Source organism: Cupriavidus basilensis (assembly GCF_000832305.1).
Classification (GTDB): domain Bacteria; phylum Pseudomonadota; class Gammaproteobacteria; order Burkholderiales; family Burkholderiaceae; genus Cupriavidus; species Cupriavidus basilensis_F.
The window spans coordinates 1,759,112-1,777,299 of record NZ_CP010537.1; the positions used below are offsets into that span (position 1 = coordinate 1,759,112).

The following is an 18,188-nucleotide window of genomic DNA, read 5'->3' on the forward strand; positions in this document are numbered from 1 at the left end:
TATTCGCATGCACGTGACCACACGCCGGCACCATGCCGGCGTGCGACCATCAGGCTTGCCCTGATCGGCCAAGCATGGCCAGCGGGTGGGGCTCACGCGGCCAAGGGCTGTCGAAGAACGACTGCACCACGGCCTCGCTGACCTCGCTCGCATCCTTCACGCGCCAGCGCGGCGCATTGTCCTTGTCGACGATCAGCGCGCGCACCCCCTCGATGAAATCGCCCTGCGAGAACGCGTGCGACACCACGCCGAGCTCCATGCGGAAGCAATCGGCAAGATCCAGGTCGCGGCCGCGCAGCAGCAATTCCCGCGTGACCGCCATCATCAGCGGCGACCGCCCGCGCAGGATATCGAGCGTGCGCGCGGCCCAGTCGGCGTAGGCCGGGTCGGATTCCGCGGCCAGGCTGTCGAGCAGGCCAGCCACGCTGGCGTCTGCCCGAAAATGCCGCAGCACGGCAGGCAGCACCGACTGCAGCGGCGCCGCCTGCTCGCCGGCGTCAGGCGTTGCCTGCAGCGCGGCGCGCAGGTCCGCCAGCACGTCGCCTGTCCGGTTGATGGCTGCCAGCGTCTGCTCGAAGTGCTCCAGGCTTGCGGCAGGCACGGCGATGTCGGCCAGCTTGCACAGCAGCGTATCGGCAGCGCCAAGCGTCACGCCCGTCAGCCCGACATAGAGCGCCAGGGCCAGCGGGAGCTTCGACAAGAAATGGCTCGCACCCACATCGGGCACCAGGCCGATGCCGGTCTCCGGCATGGCCACGCGCGAGCGCTCGGTGAGCACGCGCAGGTGCGCGGCCTGCGCCAGGCCCATGCCGCCGCCCATGACAATGCCGTCCATCAGCGCCACGACCGGCTTGGGGTAGCAGTGCAGGCGATAGTCGAGCTGGTACTCGTCCACGAAAAACTGGCGATGCAGCGCCGTACCCGCGTGGAAGCTGTCGTACAGCGCGCGGATGTCGCCGCCGGCGCAGAACGCCTTGGGGCCCGCGCCGCGCAGCACCACCGCGGCGATGTCGTCGCGCGCGGCCCAGGCGGCAAGCTGCGCATCGAGCAGGCCGATCATCGGGTAGGACAAGGCGTTCAGCTGGCGCGGCCGGTTGAGCGTGATCAGGCCGATGCCGTTGATCTCGTCGAAGCGCACCTCGTCGTCCGCGCTTGGCGCGGCTGCGGGGCGTTCCTGGGCGGCATCGTTCGGGTTCAGGCGCATGGCGTGGCTCCTAGGCATTGCGCCATTGCGGCGCACGTTTTTGCAGGAAGGCGTTGACGCCTTCGCGCTGGTCCTCGCCGTCGAACAGATCGACAAAGCGCTCGCGCTCCAGCGCCAGCGCCGGGCCGCGCGGCACGCCCTGGCGCGCCAGGTGCACCAGCTGCTTGCTGTAGGCCGCCGCGCGCGGGCTCACATTGCTGGCGCGCTCGGCCAGGCGCAGCGCCGCGTCCAGCGCCTGGCCCGTGGGCACCATCTCTTCCACCAACCCGATGCGCAGCGCGGTGGCGGCATCGATGCGCTCGTTGGCCAGGATCATGCGCTTGGCCCAGCCCTCGCCCACCAGCCAGGGCAGGGTTTGCGTGCCGCAGCCACACGGCAGCAGGCCGACGCCGGCCTCCGGCAGCGCCATCTGGGCCTGTTCCTCGGCAATGCGCACGTCGCAGGCCAGCGCGCATTCCAGCCCGCCGCCCATGGCATAGCCGTTGATCGCCGCGATCACCAGGGGGCGTGCGTTTTGCAGCGCCTCGAAGGCGGCACCGAAGCGTTGCGCCATCAGCCGCGCATGAGCGCGATCGCCGTCGGCAAAACCATTGAGGTCGGCGCCGGCGCTGAAGAAGCGGCTGCCGTCGCCAGTGATCACGATGGCGCGCACGCGCGTGTCCGCATTCAGCGTGGCTACCAGTTGCTGCAACTGTGCCAGCCCCTCGGCGTTAAACGCATTGGCGGGCGGGCGCTTGAGGGTGAGGCGGGCGATATGCCCGTCGATGACGTGCTCGATCATGCTTTCGGCTCCTCTTTTGCCTGGTATTGACGGATCACGCCCGAGAAGTCGAGATGTCCGTCGCCGGCCTGGCTCACCGCCTGGTAGATCTGCTGGGCCAGTGCCCCGAGGAACAGCGGTTGCCGCACGCTGCGTGCAGCATCCGTGGCCAGGCCCAGGTCCTTGAGCATCAGGTCCGCGCCAAAGCCGCCGCTATAGCCGCGCGAGGCCGGCGCGGTCTCGATCACGCCCGGGTAGGGGTTGCAGGTGTCGGCGGCCCAGCAACGGCCGGTGGAGGTGTTGACGATCCCGGCCAGCACGCCGGCGTCGATGCCCAGCTTGACCCCGAGCGCCATGGCTTCGGACACGCCGATCATGGAGATGCCGAGGATCAGGTTGTTGCAGATCTTGGCGACCTGTCCGGTGCCGGTGTCGCCGCAATGGACGATGTTGCGGCCCATGCAGGACAGCACGGGTTTCAGTTGTTCGAACAGGGTCGGTTCGGCGCCGACCATGAACGTCAGCGTACCGGCCTGCGCGCCGCCGGTGCCGCCGGAGACAGGGGCGTCGGCAATCGGGTTGCCTTGCCGTTTGGCCTCGGCGGCCAGTGCGCGGATGGTGGCCGGGTCGATGGTGCTGGAGTCCACTAGCGGTACGCCGGGCCGTACGCCGGCAAGGACGCCTTCCGGGCCGAGGTAGGTGGCGCGGACGTGAGTGGCGGCCGGCAGCATGGTGATGACGAAGTCGGCTTCGGCGGCGGCCTTGCGGGCGGAGGGGGCTACGGCTGCGCCGTCGGCTTGCAGGGCTGACAGGGCGGTGGGGTTGAGGTCGAAAACGGTCAGGGCGTGGCCTGCCTTGAGCAGGTTGCGGGCCATGGGGGCACCCATGTTGCCTAGGCCGATGAAGGCTATGTGCATGTTGGCTCCTTGCTCTTGGTGTTTGGTGTTTTGTGTTTTGTGGTTGTGGTAACTGCAACTGCTTAATGTCAAAGGCAACTGCAGTTTCACCACCCCTGCGGGGCGGCGACCTACTTTCTTGTCTTGCCAAGAAAGTAGGCAAAGAAGGCGCGCCGGATGGGGCGACTACCTCCTCGGGATTTCACGAAAAGAGCGGCCGGGACCCAAACTCGCATCGCCTTAAGGCGATACTCAGACATGGGTCCCTCTTTTCCGCTCTTTTCGTGAAATCCCGAGGCGCCCCATACGGCCTTGGCACACCTTGACGGCTCGCTTCGCATCGCGTTGGGGTGTTTCCCGCCCCTTCGGGCGGGAAACACGGCTACCACAGTTGGTTGATCTTGCTGTTGGTTGGCCCCCTTTCCCACTTGTGGGAGAGGGCGGGCGCTGGCGAAGCCGATGCGTGCCGGTCAGCGCAGGCTGATCGTGGTATTCACCCCGTCATTTACCGTTGCGTCGTCGAACCACCTTGCCGTGACGGTCTTCGTCTGCGTATAGAACTGCACCACTTGCTTGCCATAGGGGCCGAGGTCGCCGAGCTTGGAGCCGCGTGAGCCGGTGAAGCTGAAGTAGGGCACGGGTACCGGGATGGGGATGTTGATGCCGACCTGGCCGACGTCGATCTCGCTCTGGAACTTGCGGGCGGCGGCGCCGCTTTGCGTGAATATGCCGGTGCCGTTGCCGAAGGGGTTGCGGTTGACCAGGGCGATGGCTTCGTCCAGCGTTTCGACGCCGATCACTACCAGCACCGGGCCGAAGATTTCCTGGGTGTAGATGGACATCTCGGTGGTGACGTCGGCAAACACGGTCGGGCCGATGAAGTTGCCTTCGGGGTAGCCGGCTACCTGCACGTTGCGGCCATCGAGCGCCAGCGTGGCGCCTTCGCGTTCGCCGGCTTCGATCAGGCCGAGCACGCGCTGCCTGGCGGCGACGGAGACTACCGGGCATACGTCGGTGCCGGGCTCGTTGCCGGCGCCGACCTTGAGCGTGGCGGCCTTTTTCACCAGTTCGGGCAGCCATTCGCGCGCCGCGCCTACCAGCACGGCTACCGAAGTCGCCATGCAGCGCTGGCCGGCGGCGCCGAAGGCTGCGCCGGCCAGCGCGTTGAGCGTGTGCTCGCGGTGCGCGTCCGGCAGCACCACGGCGTGGTTCTTGGCGCCCATCATCGATTGCACGCGCTTGCCGTGCGCGCCGGCGAGGTTGTAGACGTGGGTGCCCACGGCGGTGGAGCCGACGAAGGAAACCGCCTTGATGTCCGGGTGCGTGCACAGCGCGTCCACCACCTCGCGCGCGCCATGGACCACGTTGAGCACGCCGGCGGGCACGCCGGCCTCGATGGCCAGCTTGACCAGTTCCATGGTGGACAGCGGGTCTTGCTCCGATGGCTTGAGCACGAAGGTGTTGCCGCACACGATCGCCATGGGGAACATCCACAACGGGATCATGGCCGGGAAGTTGAACGGCGTGATGCCGGCGCATACGCCAATCGGCTGCTGCAGGGTGTAGGTATCGACGGTGGCGGCCACGTTCTCGGCAAAGCCGCCTTGCTGCAGCGTGCCGATCGAGCAGGCGTGTTCCACGACCTCAAGCCCGCGGAAGATGTCGCCCTCGGCGTCGGCCAGGGTCTTGCCTTGCTCGGCGGTGAGGATAGCGGCAATGCGCTTGCTGTGCTCGCGGATCAGCGCCTGGTACTTGAGCATGATGCGCAGGCGCGCGCCCAGCGGCGTGTGGCGCCACGTGGCAAAGGCGCGGTGCGCGGCGCCCACGGCGGCATTGACCTCGGCCGCGGTGGCCAGCGGCACCTGCGCCAGCACCTGCTGGGTGGCCGGATTGACCACGGGGCGGAATTCGGTGGCAGCGGACTCCACCCACTCGCCGTTGATCAACAGCTTGACGGTGGGCGCGGCGGCGTTGGGGTTCTGGGCACTCATGGGGTGGTCTCCGTCGGTTCTAGGTGTGGGTGGTGCAAGGCAGGAAAGCGGTCGGGCAAGCGGTCGGGCAAGCAGCTCAAAGGGTGCGGGCGATCAGCATGCGCTGGATCTCGCTGGTGCCTTCGTAGATCTGCGTAATGCGGGCGTCGCGGTAATGGCGCTCGACCGGGTAGTCTTCCAGGTAGCCGTAGCCGCCATGGATCTGCAGCGCCTTGGAGCACACGCGCTCGGCCAGTTCGGAGGCATAGAGCTTGGCCTGCGAGGCTTCCGACAGGCAGGGCTGGCCGGCCGTGCGCATATGCGCGGCGCGGTGCACCAGCAGGCGTGCCGCGTTGAGTTCGGTCGCCATGTCGGCCAGCATGTTGGCAATGGGCGCATGCTCGCGCAGCGGGCGGCCAAACTGCACGCGCTCGGCGGCGTAGCGGCAGGCGGCCTCAAAGGCCGAGCGGGCGATGCCGAGTGCCTGCGCGGCAATGCCGATGCGCCCGCCCTCCAGGTTCGACAGGGCAATGCGCAATCCCTCGCCGGGTTCGCCGAGCAGCGCGTCGTGCGGCACTTGGCAGTCGTCCAGCGTGATGGCGCAGGTGTCGGAGGCGCGGATGCCCATCTTGCGCTCGGGCGTGTGCACCGAGAAGCCGGGCGTATCGGTGGGCACCACGAAGGCCGACAGGCCGCGCTTGCCTTGTGCCGGCTCGGTGGCGGCAAACACGATGGCCACGCCTGCGCGCTGGCCGTTGGTGACGAACTGCTTGCTGCCGGACAGCACCCAGCCATTGTCCGTGGCGCGCGCCCGGGTGCGCAGGTTGTGCGCTTCCGAGCCGGCTTGTGGCTCGGTCAGGCAGAACGCGCCGATAATCTCGCCGCTGGCCAGGCGCGGCAGGTAGCGCTCTTTTTGCGCTTGCGTGCCGTAGTGCAGGATCGGGCCGCAGCCCACCGAGTTGTGCACGCTCATCAGGGTGGCGCAGGCGGCGCAGCCCGCGGCGATTTCCTCGATGGCCAGCGCGTAGGCGATGTAGTCGGTATACGTGCCGCCCCATTCCTCCGGCACGATCATGCCGAGCAGCCCGAGCGCACCCATCTCCGCCACCACCTCCGCCGGCAGCTGGCCGGCACGGTCCCACTCGGCGGCGCAGGGCGCCAGGCGCTCGCTGGCGAAAGTGCGCGCGGTGTCGCGGATCATGGTTTGCTGTTCGCTGAATTCGTGGTGCATGGCGGCTCGGGTTGGGCCGGGATCGGCGTGGGGGCACGCGATCCAGGTGAGGCTGGCGGTCTGGTGGCCCGCGCTGGGCGGGAGTGTTGGCAGCAAGTGTAGGAAGACAGGCGGGGCGCTCCTATGCCAGAATCCGCCAACCTTGCTGAACTCGTTTGCCACTGCCGGCAAGCCTGGGCCAGCAAGCCATCCGTTCCCGATCCGAGCCGTTCCATGGAAAAACATAGCGTCGCCATCTGCTTCGTGCATCACGCCATCGCGGGCTTGCGCGCGCGCGGCATCGCGCCGGAGCCGGTGCTGCAGGCGGCGGGCATCGCGCCCGCGCTGCTGGCGGTGCCGCAGGCGCGCGTGTCGGCGGCAAGCTATAGCGCGTTGTGGATGGAAGTGGCCGCCGCGCTGGACGATGAATTCTTTGGGCAGGACTCGCGCCGCATGAAGTGCGGCAGCTTTGCCATGCTGTGCCACGCCATCGTGGGCAGCAAGACGCTGGGGCAGGGGCTGGAGCGGGTGGTGCGTTATTTCGGCTTGCTGCTGGACGATATCCGCGTGCGGCTGGAGCGCGAAGGCGTGGACGGTGAGCCGGGCGCCGGCAAGCGCGCACGGGCCGCGCTGGTGCTGACGGCCACTTCAAGCCAGCCGCCGGGCGTGTTCGCACAGGAGACCATGCTGATCATGCTGCACGGGCTGATGAGCTGGCTGCTGCGCCGGCGGGTGCCCGTGCTGCTGGCGGCGTTCAGCTATCCGGAGCCGGCCTATGCCGCCGAGTACCGCCTGATGTACTCGCGCCATCTGGCGTTCGGCCAGCCGGCCACGGCGCTGGTGTTCGACGCGGCCTGGCTGGACCAGCCGGTGCACCAGGACGAGCGCAGCCTCAAGGCCTTCCTGCGCGACGCACCGCACAACGTGGTGGTGAAATACACCGACCGCACCAGCGTCATGGCGCGCGTGCGGCGCCAGTTGCGCGCGCAGCCGCCGGAGCAGTGGCCCACCTTCGACCGCCTGGCGCACGACGTGCATATGTCGTCATCGTCGCTGCGGCGCCGGCTGATGGAGGAGGGCGGGACCTACCAGCAACTGAAGGATGAGATGCGGCGCGACCTGGCCATCGAAGCGCTGAGCCATTCCAGCCGTCCGCTGGCGCAAATCGCGGCCGAGCTTGGCTTCGCCGAGCCGGGTGCGTTCCATCGCGCGTTCCGGCGTTGGACCGGGCTGCGGCCCGGGGCGTACCGGGGCACGCCGTCGCAGGCTTAGGGCCACCTACCCGGCTCAGTCAATGCTCGCCAGTGGCCAGTTCGCAGGGCGCGCTGGCCGCTGCCGGGGCAGGCACATGCGCCAGCATGCGGTTGCGTCCCGACAGCTTGGCCATGTAGAGCGCCGTATCGGCGCGTGCGGTGACCTGCGCCACGCTCTCGCCGGGGTGCCACCCGGCATAGCCGCCGCTGACCGTGTAGCGCACGGCGCCATATGGGCCACTGACTCGGCTACCTTCGGCCAGTAGGCGGATGCGCTCGGCGGCAGCGCGGGCCTCTTCCAGTGAACTGGCTGGCAGCAACACGACGAATTCCTCGCCGCCCATGCGGCCGATGCTGTCAGGCGCGCGCAGGCTGGCGGCGGCCAGGCGCGCGAACTCCGCCAGCACGGCATCACCGGCGGCATGGCCGAAGGTGTCGTTGACCGCCTTGAAGTGGTCGATGTCGATGATGAGCAGCACCGGCGCTGGGCCGCCGCGCCCGGCGCGCGCCAGCTCGCGCGCGGCCTCGTTCTCGAACGCCTTGCGCGACATCACGCCGGTCAGGAAATCGGTGTTGGCCACGGCTTCGAGCTGGCGCACCATCGCGTCGTGGATCATCAGCACGGCGCCCATGGTGAGGCCCGGCATGGCCAGCGCGCCGAGCACCAGGAAGGCGGCATTCAATCCGGGCGTGCTCGTCGTGGCAGGGTGGTCCATGACCGAGAGCGCGGACAGCACGCCCCGCAATGCATGGGCCGCGGACAGGAAGAAGGCGAACCCGGCGGTGGTCAGGTAATGGCTGGCCGGGCGAGCGCGCGGGCGGTAGCGCACCAGCACGTACCCTGCGCAGCCGCAGAACGTGGCGTGGAATGCCGAGACGATGACCACGCGGGTGTTGAAATCATTGAATACATAGCGCCACGTCACGACGCCGGCCACCACGGCGAAGGTGCCGGCGATCATCGCGCGCCAGGGTGGCTGCCGTCCGCAGAAGCGGGCGATGCCCGCATGAAACAGTGCCAGCCCCCAAGCCAGCGCGCCGTTGGCCACCACGATCGATAGCGCATCCGGGATCCTGCCGCGCAGTGTGATCAGCAGCAGCGCGACCATGGCCGCCAGGTTGGCTTGCCACCACAACGTCACGCCCGGCTGGCCGCAGCGCCGCAGCGACCAGACGATCGCCAGCATCATGACGCTAAGGAGCGTCGTAACGGCTAGCAAAGCGAACGGGTCCGACATCTGCAAATTTCCTCCAGTGCGGTGGGTGGGCGCGATGAGGCGCGATGGAGCGTGATGAGGCTTGATCAGGCGGGTTGTCTCGCCGGGCCTGGCGGCGAAGCTCGGGAGAATACCTCAGTGGCGCTACTCCCATTCACCTACGCACGTGGGGTGTCGGACATCCGCCTGCCGCAGGCCCGCGCGAGAGGACGCGCCGGGGCCGGACGGCTAGAATGCCGGGCATAGCGCTTTGATCGGCGGGGCGCATCAATGCCTGCCTGATCCCTTCATCAATGCCCTAGCCTGGAACACAATGCAACCGATCAGATTCGACCTCGGCGACCTGCAGGCGATGGTGGCCGTGGTGGAGCAAGGCGGCTTCCGCGCCGCCGCCGAGGCCCTCAGCCTGTCGCAGCCGGCCCTGTCGCGTCGTATCGACAAGCTGGAGCAGGCGCTCAATGTCAGGCTGTTCGAGCGCACCACGCGCCGCGTCACCCTGACCGTGGTAGGCCGGGAGTTTGTCGGCAAGGCGCGCGCGCTGCTGGCGGAAGTGGAGTCTTCCCTGATGGGTATCGGCGATGCGGCCGCGACGCGCTCAGGCGAGGTGACGGTTGCCTGCGTGCCGTCGGCGGCGCATTACTTCCTGCCGGCGGTGATCGCGCGTTTTCATGCGCAATTCCCCAACGTCCGCGTCAAGATGGTGGACGAAGGCGCCAACGTCGTCTTGCACAGCGTGGCCAGCGGCGAGGCGGACTTTGGCCTGAACTTCATCGGCACGCAGGAGGCCGACCTGTTGTTCGAGCCCTTGCTGCGCGATCCTTTCGTGCTGGCTTGCCGCCACGACCATCCGCTGGCCCGGCGCCGCTCGGTGAAATGGGCTGAACTTGGCGCCCACACGCTGATAGCGTTAGCCAAGTCGAGCGGCAACCGGCTGATGCTGGATCTTGCCCTGGCCGAGCTGCCGCTGCGGCCGGCCGCCTTCTACGAGGTGCGCCATGTCAGCAGCGTGCTGGCGCTGGTGGAGGCCGGGCTGGGGGTGGCGGCCGTGCCGCGCCTGGCGCTGCCCGGTGGCGAGCGCGCCACGCTGGTCGCGGTTCCCCTGCGCGATCCCGCCGTGTCCCGCACGCTGGGCATCCTGCGCCGCCGTGGGCGCACGTTGCCGGCGCATGCGCAAGCCCTGTACGACATGGTCGGGCAGGCGGCGGCACAGCGCGGCCGGAGCGCGGCCACATCGGCGCACGGCCGGGGCGGCAGCGCCGGTATTGGTATTGATGCGTAAAACCGATCAAATCCAAGAAACATTGCATTATCGCCGTGCGCGGTGCTTGCATAGAATAGTCGGCCTGCGCCGCGGAGACTGAAGCGGGCAGGCCGAATCCCATTTCAATGCCCACAGAGAGCGCATATGACCATGCCGAGCATCGCCGTACCGTCCCCCGCGCCGTCCCCAGCAAAGGCAGCCCGCAACGTTGTTTCCCCTTCGCATCTCCCTCGGCAACACAAGCAGCCATGGCTGGCACTCATGCTGGCCGGCGTGGCCGGCATGGCGCTGGCCGCCGGCAATGCGCTGGCCGACGAGGTCAAGGTCATGAATTCGGGCGGCTTTACCGCGGCCTACAAGGCGCTCGGCCCGGGCTTCGAGAAGGCCACGGGCAATACGCTGTCCACCGCATGGGGCCCCTCGATGGGCAAGTCGCCCGAGGCCATTCCCAACCGGCTCGCACGCGGCGAGCATGCCGACGTGGTGATCATGGTGGCCTATGCGCTGGATGACCTGATCAAGCAAGGCAAGGTGCTGCCGGACAGCCGGGTCGACCTGGCCGATTCGCGCATCGGCTTGTCGGTGCGGGAGGGCGCGCCCAAGCCGGATATCAGCACCGTCGACGCATTCCGCAAGACCCTGCTGGATGCCAGGTCCATCGCCTACTCGGACAGCGCCAGCGGCGTGTATGTCGAGACCGAGATGTTCAAGAAGCTGGGCATCGAGGCGCAGGTCAAGGGCCGGGCCCACAAGATCGAGAAGACGCCGGTCGGCAGCGTGGTGGCGCAGGGCGATTACCAGATCGGCCTGCAGCAGGTCAGCGAGCTGCTGCCGGTCAAGGGCGCCAGCTTTGTTGGCAAGATTCCCGAGCCTTTGCAGAAAATCACCACGTTCGCCGCCGGCGTGCCGGTGGGCGCGGAGCATCCCGAGGCCGGGCGCGCGTTGATTCGCTATCTGGCTTCGCCTGCGGCGCGGGGGGAGATCGAGCGCAGCGGGATGGATCCGCGGGTACAGTGAGTGTGAGAGGCTGAGCGGCGCCGGCGCGGGTTCACGCTGGCGCTCGCTCCGGCAATCCGGAGCGGCGGCAAAGCGGCTCCGGCAGGTCTGCTCCAGCGCGAGGAGACCTTATCCTGAAACGGCTTCCTGGCGCGCGCGCATCCGGATTCAAAACAATCCGTCCGGATGGTATGATCCGCGCCCATGACACAAGCACACCGCCGAAAGAAGCAGCCCGACGTGCTGCGCCCGCAGCTATTGCACTCCGCGGCCCAGCTCGCCCTCGAATCCGGTCTGCGCGCCGTCACGCTGGATGCGGTGGCGGCGCGTGCCGGTGTCAGCAAAGGTGGCTTGCAGCATCATTTCCGCAACAAGCAGGCGCTGCTGGACGCGCTCTTCGACGATGCGGTTGAGACCTTCAACACCGATGTGGCCGCTGCGATCGCCAGCGACACGCAGGCCGAGGGCCGCGCGGCGCGGGCCTATATGCGGGCGACGTTGCAGGAAGAGAGGAACGAGGACGCCGCCAGCTATCTGCATCTGCTGCTGGCGCTGATGCTGACCGATGCCGATACGCGCGATCGCTGGGCCCCACGCATCGCCGAAATCGCACGCCCCGATCCGCTGCCAGCGGCGGAGGCGGCGAGGCTGATGATTTGCCGCCTGGCCGCTGACGGGCTGTGGCTCGCCGACCTGCTGGGCAGCCAGTCGATGGAACCCGGGTTGAGGGCGGAAGTCTTGCGCCAGCTGGATCAGATGACCCGACGCCAGCCGCAATGAACGCACGATCGAACGCGCAATTGAATACCGAGTTGAATACCCAGTCGAATAGCCAGTTGAATACCCGGCTAAACGCGCAGCCTTGCACCAGGCAGGACGCCGGCGCGCCCACGCAAGCCACACCCGGCACTCCTGGCGCCGACGCGAATCTGCACCGGGCCATCGACGCGGCCCGCGACGCCTTGCTGAGCCACCAGCATCGCGACGGCCATTGGTGCTTTGAGCTAGAGTCGGATGCCACGATTACCGCCGAGTACATCCTGATGATGCACTTCGTGGACGAAATCGATGCCGGTTTGCAGGCGGCGATGGCGGTCTACCTGCGAAGCCTCCAGCGGCAAGACCGTCATGGTGGCTGGGACCTGTACCACGGTGGCGCGCTCGACGTGTCATGCAGCGTCAAGGCCTACTTTGCGCTCAAGGCGGCCGGCGACGACCCGGATGCCCCGCACATGGCCCAGGCCCGCCGCGCCATCCTGGCGCAGGGCGGGGCCGCCAAGGCCAATGTCTTCACCCGCATCCTCCTGGCCACGTTCGGGCAGGTGCCCTGGCGCGCCACGCCCTTCGTGCCGGTCGAGCTCATCCTGTTCCCGCGCTGGGCGCCGGTGCATCTGGACAAGATGGCCTACTGGGCGCGCTCCACGCTGGTGCCGCTGACGGTACTGTGTTCGTTGCGGGCCAAGGCCGCCAATCCGCACCGTGTCGGGGTCAGCGAGCTGTTCGTCACACCGCCCGAGCGCGAGCGGCACTATTTCTCCAGCAAGGGCCTGATGCGCAAGGCCTTTCTGGTGGCCGACAAGGTTGCGCGCACGATCGAGCCGTGGATTCCCGCCGCGGTACGCCGGCGGGCCATCGCCCGGGCGCAAGCCTGGTGCGTGGAGCGCATGAACGGCGAGGATGGCCTGGGCGGCATCTTTCCGCCGATGGTGTACTGGTACGAGATGATGACGCTGCTTGGCGTGCCAAAGACCGATCCGGCACGCGTTACCTGCCTGGCCGCGATCCGCAAGCTCGTGGTGCGCCGCGCCGACGGCTCGGCCTATTGCCAGCCCTGCCTGTCACCGGTGTGGGATACCGCCTGGAGCATCATGGCCTTGCAGCACGCCGGCACCGACGCGCGCACGCAGCAGGCGGTGCAGCGCGCCTATGACTGGCTGGAAGCGCGGCAGGTGCGAGACCTGCGCGGCGATTGGTCCAAGCACGTGCCGGCGTCGGTACAGCCCGGCGGCTGGGCGTTCCAGTACGCCAATGCCTATTACCCGGACATCGACGACAGCGCCGTGGTAGCCGCCATGCTGGCCGTGCACGCGAGGCGCATCGGCCAGCCCGAGCGCTACCAGGACGCGGTCGCGAGCGCCGTGAAATGGATGGTGGGCCTGCAGTCGCGCAACGGCGGCTTTGGCGCCTTCGATGCCAATTGCGATCGCGAGTACCTGAACCGCATCCCCTTCGCCGACCACGGCGCCCTGCTGGATCCGCCCACCGAGGACGTTTCCGGGCGCGTGCTGCTATGCATTGGCCTGAGCGGAAACCGCCAGGCGCACGCCGCCGCCGTCGAACGCTGCGTCGCCTATCTGCGCCGCACGCAGCGCGCCGACGGCGCCTGGTGGGGACGCTGGGGCAGCAACTATATCTATGGCACCTGGAGTGTGCTGGCGGGCCTGGCGCTGGTGGGCGAGGACGTGCGCCAGCCCTATATCCGCAAGGCAGTGGACTGGCTGCTACACTGCCAGCACGCCGACGGCGGATGGGGCGAGACCAACGATAGCTACTTCGATGGCTCGCTGGCCGGCACCAATGGGGGCGAGAGCACGCCCAACAGCACCGCCTGGGCGCTGCTGGCCCTCTTCGCCGTGGGCGAGGTGGATACGCCCGCAGTGCGCAGGGGCATTGCTTACCTGCTGGACTGCCAGGCTGGCAGCGGCCTTTGGCAGCATCCGTCGCACAACGCGCCGGGCTTCCCCCGCATCTACTACCTGAAGTACCACGGCTACACCGCCTACTTCCCGCTATGGGCGCTGACGCGCTACCGTCAGCTGGCGGGGCGCACGGTGGCGAAGTAGGCGCCGAGGCGCCCCGAGGTGCCCCATAGGGCCCCCGGTCAGTCACGCATCGCCGGTATGGCGTTGCCCGTCAGCAATACCGCCGCTTGCTCGCCATACGCCACCACGTAGCCGCCGTTGGACGCTTGCCATGCCTGGGCGCCTTGGCGGTCGGCGAACCAGAGTTGCTGGTAGTCGCCGAACTGTCCAAGGTCGAGGCGGTAGCGGTCCAGTACCCTGGCGGGCCGGGCGTCGATGTCGCGTTTGCACGCGGACCAGCTGGTGTAGCCCAGTTCGGCCGCCAGCAGTTGCAGGCAGTGCTTGAGCTGCAGGGTATGGCGCAGCCGGTAGAGTTCCGCGACGCTTTGCGTGCGTACCTGCGCACAGTGGATGCGCCGGATTACCGGTAGCGCCTGCACGGCTTGTTCGGCGTGGAGCTGGCGCAGCAGCCTGCGTGCATGGCGGCGCAGGAAGTCGCTATTGGGAAGGCGAGCTGGAGTGTTGAGCGTTGTGAGCCACATGTCATGTCCTTTGCAATGCCGTTTCCCGCGGCGGCAAAAAAGGTCAACGGTGTGGTTCTTGCAACGAACTGGCGGTGCCGGGCTGGATCGCTCGGCGCCGTGCGGTACGGGCAGGCAGGTGCGCTGGCTTTTGCGGGAGCGGGCGCCCTGCCGGCGCCCGGACCAGATTATATGCCAACGGCGGGTGCGCTTGGCAAGCGTTGCCGGATTCGGGGTGCGGCTGCCCGTTGGCCGGATGCCGGCCTGCTCGGCTGCTAGGCCGCCTGCGCCTCGATCCCGGCCGTTAGTCCGAGTTCCTCCACCAGCCGCGCCGCCAGCGCTGCCGCCTGGTTGCGCACGTCGATGATGGTGCCGGACTCCCACAGCGCCCCGCGCAGCGGCGCGCCCAGTGCGCTGAGGCCTGGCACGAGGCGGCCGCCGCGATCGAATACGCGGCCATGCGCGTCGCCGTCGAGGCCGGAGCCTGCTGCCGCTGGCCGGACCAGGCCGCGCGCCAGCAGGCTGCGCACCAGCGGCCGGGTGTTGCCGGCGTGCCAGCCGTATTGCGCGCCGGTGCAGTTGATGGCGGCGTCCACCGTGGCCGGGGCTTGCAGTTCGCGGGAGAGGTGCAGAGCCACCCGGAGGTGTTTCTCTGCCTTGCCTGCAGGGCCGCGTTGCCAGCCGTTGGCGTCATGCGCTTCGGTCTTGCCGGGCACGGCTTCGAGCGCGGTGACGCGGGCGGCATGCACATGCAGGCGGCCCTGCGCGCGCACTGCCTCGAAGACCGCGTGCGTGGGCGGCGCCGCGCGGTGCAGCAGGTTGTCCCAGAAGGGGCGCACATGGCGCAGGAAGCGTTGGCGCTCCGGCACGCTGGCGGCTGCCCACAGCGGGGCGATGTAGGCGCGCAGCGCGCTCGGCACGCTTTGCCAGTCCAGGCCCTGGGCGGCCAGCTTGTCGCGCTGCCGGCGCACCCAGCGGACCACGCTGCGGGCGGTGGGCGCGGCCAGCGCTTCGGCCCCGGCGGCGGCGAGGAAGTCGTCGCAGGGGCCGGCGTTGTGGCGCAGCCAGGGCACCAGCGCGCGCCGCGAGAACGCGTGGTAGGTGCCGGTGAAGCCGAGCCGTTCCAGCGTGGCAACCACGTCGAGCATGGTCAGGCTGGTGCCGATCAAGGCGATTTCGCGCGCGCTTGCGAGCCGGGCCAGTGCATCGGGTTGCCAGGGATCCGGGACGTAGCGGCCATCGGTCTCCAGTGTGTCGTCTTGTGTCAGCACTGGCCGTGCCTGCTGCACGCCGGTGGCCAGCACGATGTGATCGGCGTCCCATGCGCGGCCGTCGGCGCTGCGCACGCGGTGCGGCACGCCGATGGCTACGTCGGTGATTTCCGTGCGCACGTGCTCCAGCGTGGCGCGTCCGGCGGCCCCGGCCAGGGCGCGCGCCAGGGTGTCTCGCAGGTAGTCGCCATAGACGCTGCGCGGGACGAAGGCATTGTCGGCCTCGGCTGCGCTGGCATGCACGTGGCGTACCAGCCATTGCGAGAAATCCTCCAGCGCTTCGGGATAAAGACTGAAGTTCAGCGCGGGCCCGTTCAGGTAGTGGGCCGGGTCCTGCGTGCTGTAGGCCAGGCCGCGCCCCGGCTCGGCGCGCGGCTCGAACAGGTGGATGGCAAGCGGGGCGCTGCTGTCGCGCAGCAGGCGGATGGCGCTCAGGGTGCCGGCCATGCCGCCGCCGACGATGGCGATGCGGCGCGGCTGGGAGTCGGGTCGGGTCATGATGGCCTCAGGCTTGGGTGCCGGGCGGCGTGGCTGCCGCGGCATGGGTTGCGATGCCGGCCGCCGCGCGCAGGGCCTGCGCGCCGGCGCCGGCCAGGATCGCGTCGTTCTGCGGCGTGTGGATGCGGCTGCAGAGCACGTTGCGGTAGTGGCGCTCAAGCGGGTTGCCGCGCGACAGGGCGGGGTTGCCGGCGTGCCTGAGCGCGAGCTCGACGGCGGCGATGGCGTTGTCGGTCACGTTGAGCTTGAGCAGGTTGCTGTCGCTGGCGCTGGCCGGCGCGCCGGCATCGGCATCTGCGCTGAAGCGCTCCAGCAGCACGCGGTTGGCCAGCAGCCAGGCGTCGATGCGGCCCACCGCTTCCTGCAAGCGCGGCAAGGTGGCCAGCGGCGCGCCCAGGCTGCCGGGCTCGCGCAGGTTGAGCCATGCCACGAACCAGTCGCGGGCGCTGCGCGCCACGGTGTCATAAAGCGTGCCGAGCAGGGTCGACGTCCACACAGCCCAGGCCGGGTCGTGGCGCTCGCCCCAGGCGGCGGGCAGGCGCAGGTCGACCGCGTAGGCGGCGGGCAGCGGCGTGTTGTCGAAGACCACGTCGTGGCTGCCGGTGGCGCGCATGCCGAGATGGTCCCAGGTGGGCACCACGGTGATGCCGGGCGCGTCGCGCGGCACCAGGAACACGCCGGTGCGCGGGACCGGCTCATCGGTGCGCCCCCACACGGCCAGCCAGCGCAGGGCCGGGATGCCGGTGGCGTAGATCTTGTGGCCGGACAAGCGCCAGCCATCGCCGTGCCGGCGTGCCACCGTGGCTGGCAGGCCGCCGCGCGCGGGAGACCCCAGCTCGGGCTCCACGCGCAGCGAGTTGATCAGCGCGCCTTGCTCCACCGCGCTGCGCTGCACCTGCTCGCGCAGGGGCGCCGGCCATTGCGTGTCTTGCGCCAGGTTGCGGTGGCCAAGGATCTGCATCACCAGCACCAGCGCGGTAGACGGATCTCCGGCGGCAACGTGATGGACGATGCGGCGGGCGTCGGCTAGTCCCGCCCCGGCACCGCCAAGCGCGCGCGGCACGGTCAGGGCGAGCAGGCCAAGCTGGTGGAGCTCGGCGATGTTCTCGAAGGCGAAGCTGCCATCGCGGTCATGGGCGGCGGCGCGCGCGGCAAAGCGTTCGGACAAGGCACGCAGCGCTTCGTCGCTGGCAAGCGCGCGGGCCGCGCCGGGCGGTGGCGAGGCCGGCTCGGCAAGCTCGGCCGAGGCGAAGCCGTTTTCGCGATGCCACTGGGAAATCCGTTGCCGGCTGGTGGTGCCGGTGGATTGCAAGCTCATGGTTGCTCCTGTCGTGTGCTTGTGCTGTTTTGTCTTTGGTGTGGTGTGGTGTTGCGTGGCGGGGCTTAGTGGCAAATCAGCCCGCTTTCCACCAGCATCATGTTGAAAGCTGCGTCGCCGGCGGCCGCGTCGCGCAGCCGCGCAAGGCGCCCGTCGCGCTGCCAGCGCGCCAGCCATTGCGCCAGGTAGCGGGCCGATTGCGCGTCCGGCTGGCGCAGCGCCAGCGCCGCGCCCTCGCCGTCGAGCACCAGCGGCGCCGCGGTAAAGAAACGCCACTCGGGCAAGCGCATCACCCGGGCGACCAGGGTGGCGTCTTCCGCCACCGCCGCGCACTCGCCGCGGCGGAACGCCAGCAGCGCCTGCAGCGCGGAGGGATAGCCGCGCAGCACGGCGCCGGCGCGCGCCAGCGCGGGTTGAAAGGGGCTGCCCGCGCTCACGCAGGCCGTCTTGCCGTTGAGGGCATCGAGCCGGCTGACCGGCGTGTAGCGTAGCGTCAGCAAGGTGCCGCGCGGCGTGGCCGGCGCCGGCACGGCAGCCGCGCGCGGATGTCCGGCGTTCCGCGGCGCGCCGAAGGCGAGGTCGATATCCGTGTTGGCGCTGTCGCCAATGCCTGCAACGGGCAGATGACGCAGCCGCGCCGGTACGCCCAGCGCGCGGCCGAGCTCGGCGGCCAGTGCGGCCTCGCCCGGGTCGGGCTCCGCGATCAGGGGCCGGCCTGGTGGCGTGGGGTGCGCATAGGCGTGCACGCCCACCACCAGCTCGCCGCGCGCCCGGGCCTGCAGGAGCAGTGGGCCGGGCTCGGACGGTTGTGCTTGCCAGGGTGCACCCGTGAACAGCCAGAGTGGCACGGCCATGGCACCGGCGGCCAGTGCCATGGCGCCTGCCGCGCGGCGCACGGCACGCAGCGCTGCCGGCGGGATGCGGGGCAGGGCGCGCGCTGGGTTGCGCTGTTGCACCGCATGCGGGCCCAGCCATCCGGTGCCGTTCAGATGCCAGAGCTCATCGGGCATGG

Annotated in this window: 15 protein-coding genes; 5 read left to right on the forward strand and 10 right to left on the reverse strand. The window is 69.1% G+C overall.

Features of this window, described 5'->3' with window-relative positions; all coding sequences use genetic code 11:
- Positions 1–49 precede the first annotated feature (49 nt).
- The 5 genes from RR42_RS28545 to RR42_RS28565 all read right to left on the reverse strand — a co-directional run bounded on the left by RR42_RS28545 (position 50) and on the right by RR42_RS28565 (position 6,061).
- Complete coding sequence (locus RR42_RS28545; protein ID WP_043354935.1) at positions 50–1,204, reverse strand: enoyl-CoA hydratase/isomerase family protein; 1,155 nt, start codon at positions 1,202–1,204, stop codon at positions 50–52.
- A gap of 10 nt (positions 1,205–1,214) precedes the next feature.
- Positions 1,215–1,985 (reverse strand): enoyl-CoA hydratase, encoded by a 771-nt coding sequence (locus RR42_RS28550; RefSeq protein ID WP_043354937.1) that lies wholly within the window; start codon positions 1,983–1,985, stop codon positions 1,215–1,217.
- Positions 1,982–2,881, reverse strand: coding sequence for a 3-hydroxyisobutyrate dehydrogenase (gene mmsB, locus RR42_RS28555; RefSeq protein WP_043354939.1), 900 nt, complete (start codon positions 2,879–2,881; stop codon positions 1,982–1,984). Before mmsB ends, RR42_RS28550 begins: the two co-directional genes overlap by 4 nt.
- 449 nt (positions 2,882–3,330) lie before the next feature.
- The gene (locus RR42_RS28560) at positions 3,331–4,851 is read right to left on the reverse strand and encodes a CoA-acylating methylmalonate-semialdehyde dehydrogenase (RefSeq protein WP_043354941.1); all 1,521 of its coding nucleotides are present in this window, start codon (positions 4,849–4,851) and stop codon (positions 3,331–3,333) included.
- A gap of 76 nt (positions 4,852–4,927) precedes the next feature.
- Positions 4,928–6,061 carry an acyl-CoA dehydrogenase family protein gene (locus RR42_RS28565; RefSeq protein ID WP_043354943.1) on the reverse strand — a complete coding sequence of 378 codons (1,134 nt, stop codon included), beginning with the start codon at positions 6,059–6,061 and terminating at the stop codon, positions 4,928–4,930.
- A 213-nt stretch (positions 6,062–6,274) separates the two neighbouring features.
- On the opposite strand from RR42_RS28565, the gene RR42_RS28570 reads away from it, so the two are divergent.
- On the forward strand, positions 6,275–7,312 hold the full coding sequence (locus RR42_RS28570; protein ID WP_043354945.1) for an AraC family transcriptional regulator: 1,038 nt from the start codon (positions 6,275–6,277) through the stop codon (positions 7,310–7,312).
- A 19-nt stretch (positions 7,313–7,331) separates the two neighbouring features.
- On the opposite strand, the gene RR42_RS28575 is transcribed toward RR42_RS28570, so the two are convergent.
- Positions 7,332–8,531, reverse strand: a complete 1,200-nt coding sequence (locus tag RR42_RS28575; RefSeq protein ID WP_043354947.1) for a GGDEF domain-containing protein — start codon at positions 8,529–8,531, stop codon at positions 7,332–7,334.
- 292 nt (positions 8,532–8,823) lie between these two features.
- Between RR42_RS28575 and RR42_RS28580 the strand changes: the two genes are divergently transcribed.
- From RR42_RS28580 to shc, 4 genes are all read left to right on the forward strand, one after another.
- Positions 8,824–9,789, forward strand: coding sequence for a LysR family transcriptional regulator (locus RR42_RS28580; RefSeq protein ID WP_052495038.1), 966 nt, complete (start codon positions 8,824–8,826; stop codon positions 9,787–9,789).
- A gap of 243 nt (positions 9,790–10,032) precedes the next feature.
- The gene (locus RR42_RS28585) at positions 10,033–10,788 is read left to right on the forward strand and encodes a substrate-binding domain-containing protein (protein WP_043354948.1); all 756 of its coding nucleotides are present in this window, start codon (positions 10,033–10,035) and stop codon (positions 10,786–10,788) included.
- A 219-nt stretch (positions 10,789–11,007) separates the two neighbouring features.
- Positions 11,008–11,547, forward strand: coding sequence for a TetR/AcrR family transcriptional regulator (locus tag RR42_RS28590; protein WP_236702220.1), 540 nt, complete (start codon positions 11,008–11,010; stop codon positions 11,545–11,547).
- Positions 11,544–13,610 carry a squalene--hopene cyclase gene (gene shc / locus RR42_RS28595; protein ID WP_082055134.1) on the forward strand — a complete coding sequence of 689 codons (2,067 nt, stop codon included), beginning with the start codon at positions 11,544–11,546 and terminating at the stop codon, positions 13,608–13,610. The genes RR42_RS28590 and shc overlap by 4 nt, the downstream gene beginning before the upstream one ends.
- 38 nt (positions 13,611–13,648) lie before the next feature.
- On the opposite strand, the gene RR42_RS28600 is transcribed toward shc, so the two are convergent.
- The 4 genes from RR42_RS28600 to RR42_RS28615 form a co-directional block, all read right to left on the reverse strand.
- Complete coding sequence (locus RR42_RS28600) at positions 13,649–14,110, reverse strand: hypothetical protein (RefSeq protein ID WP_043354952.1); 462 nt, start codon at positions 14,108–14,110, stop codon at positions 13,649–13,651.
- 254 nt (positions 14,111–14,364) lie between these two features.
- Positions 14,365–15,858, reverse strand: a complete 1,494-nt coding sequence (locus tag RR42_RS28605; protein WP_063778492.1) for an FAD/NAD(P)-binding protein — start codon at positions 15,856–15,858, stop codon at positions 14,365–14,367.
- 7 nt (positions 15,859–15,865) lie between these two features.
- Positions 15,866–17,176, reverse strand: coding sequence for an acyl-CoA dehydrogenase family protein (locus RR42_RS28610; RefSeq protein ID WP_082055135.1), 1,311 nt, complete (start codon positions 17,174–17,176; stop codon positions 15,866–15,868).
- Positions 17,177–17,241: 65 nt separating this feature from the next.
- Positions 17,242–18,186, reverse strand: a complete 945-nt coding sequence (locus tag RR42_RS28615) for a substrate-binding periplasmic protein (protein ID WP_043354954.1) — start codon at positions 18,184–18,186, stop codon at positions 17,242–17,244.
- Between the last annotated feature and the right edge of the window lie 2 nt (positions 18,187–18,188).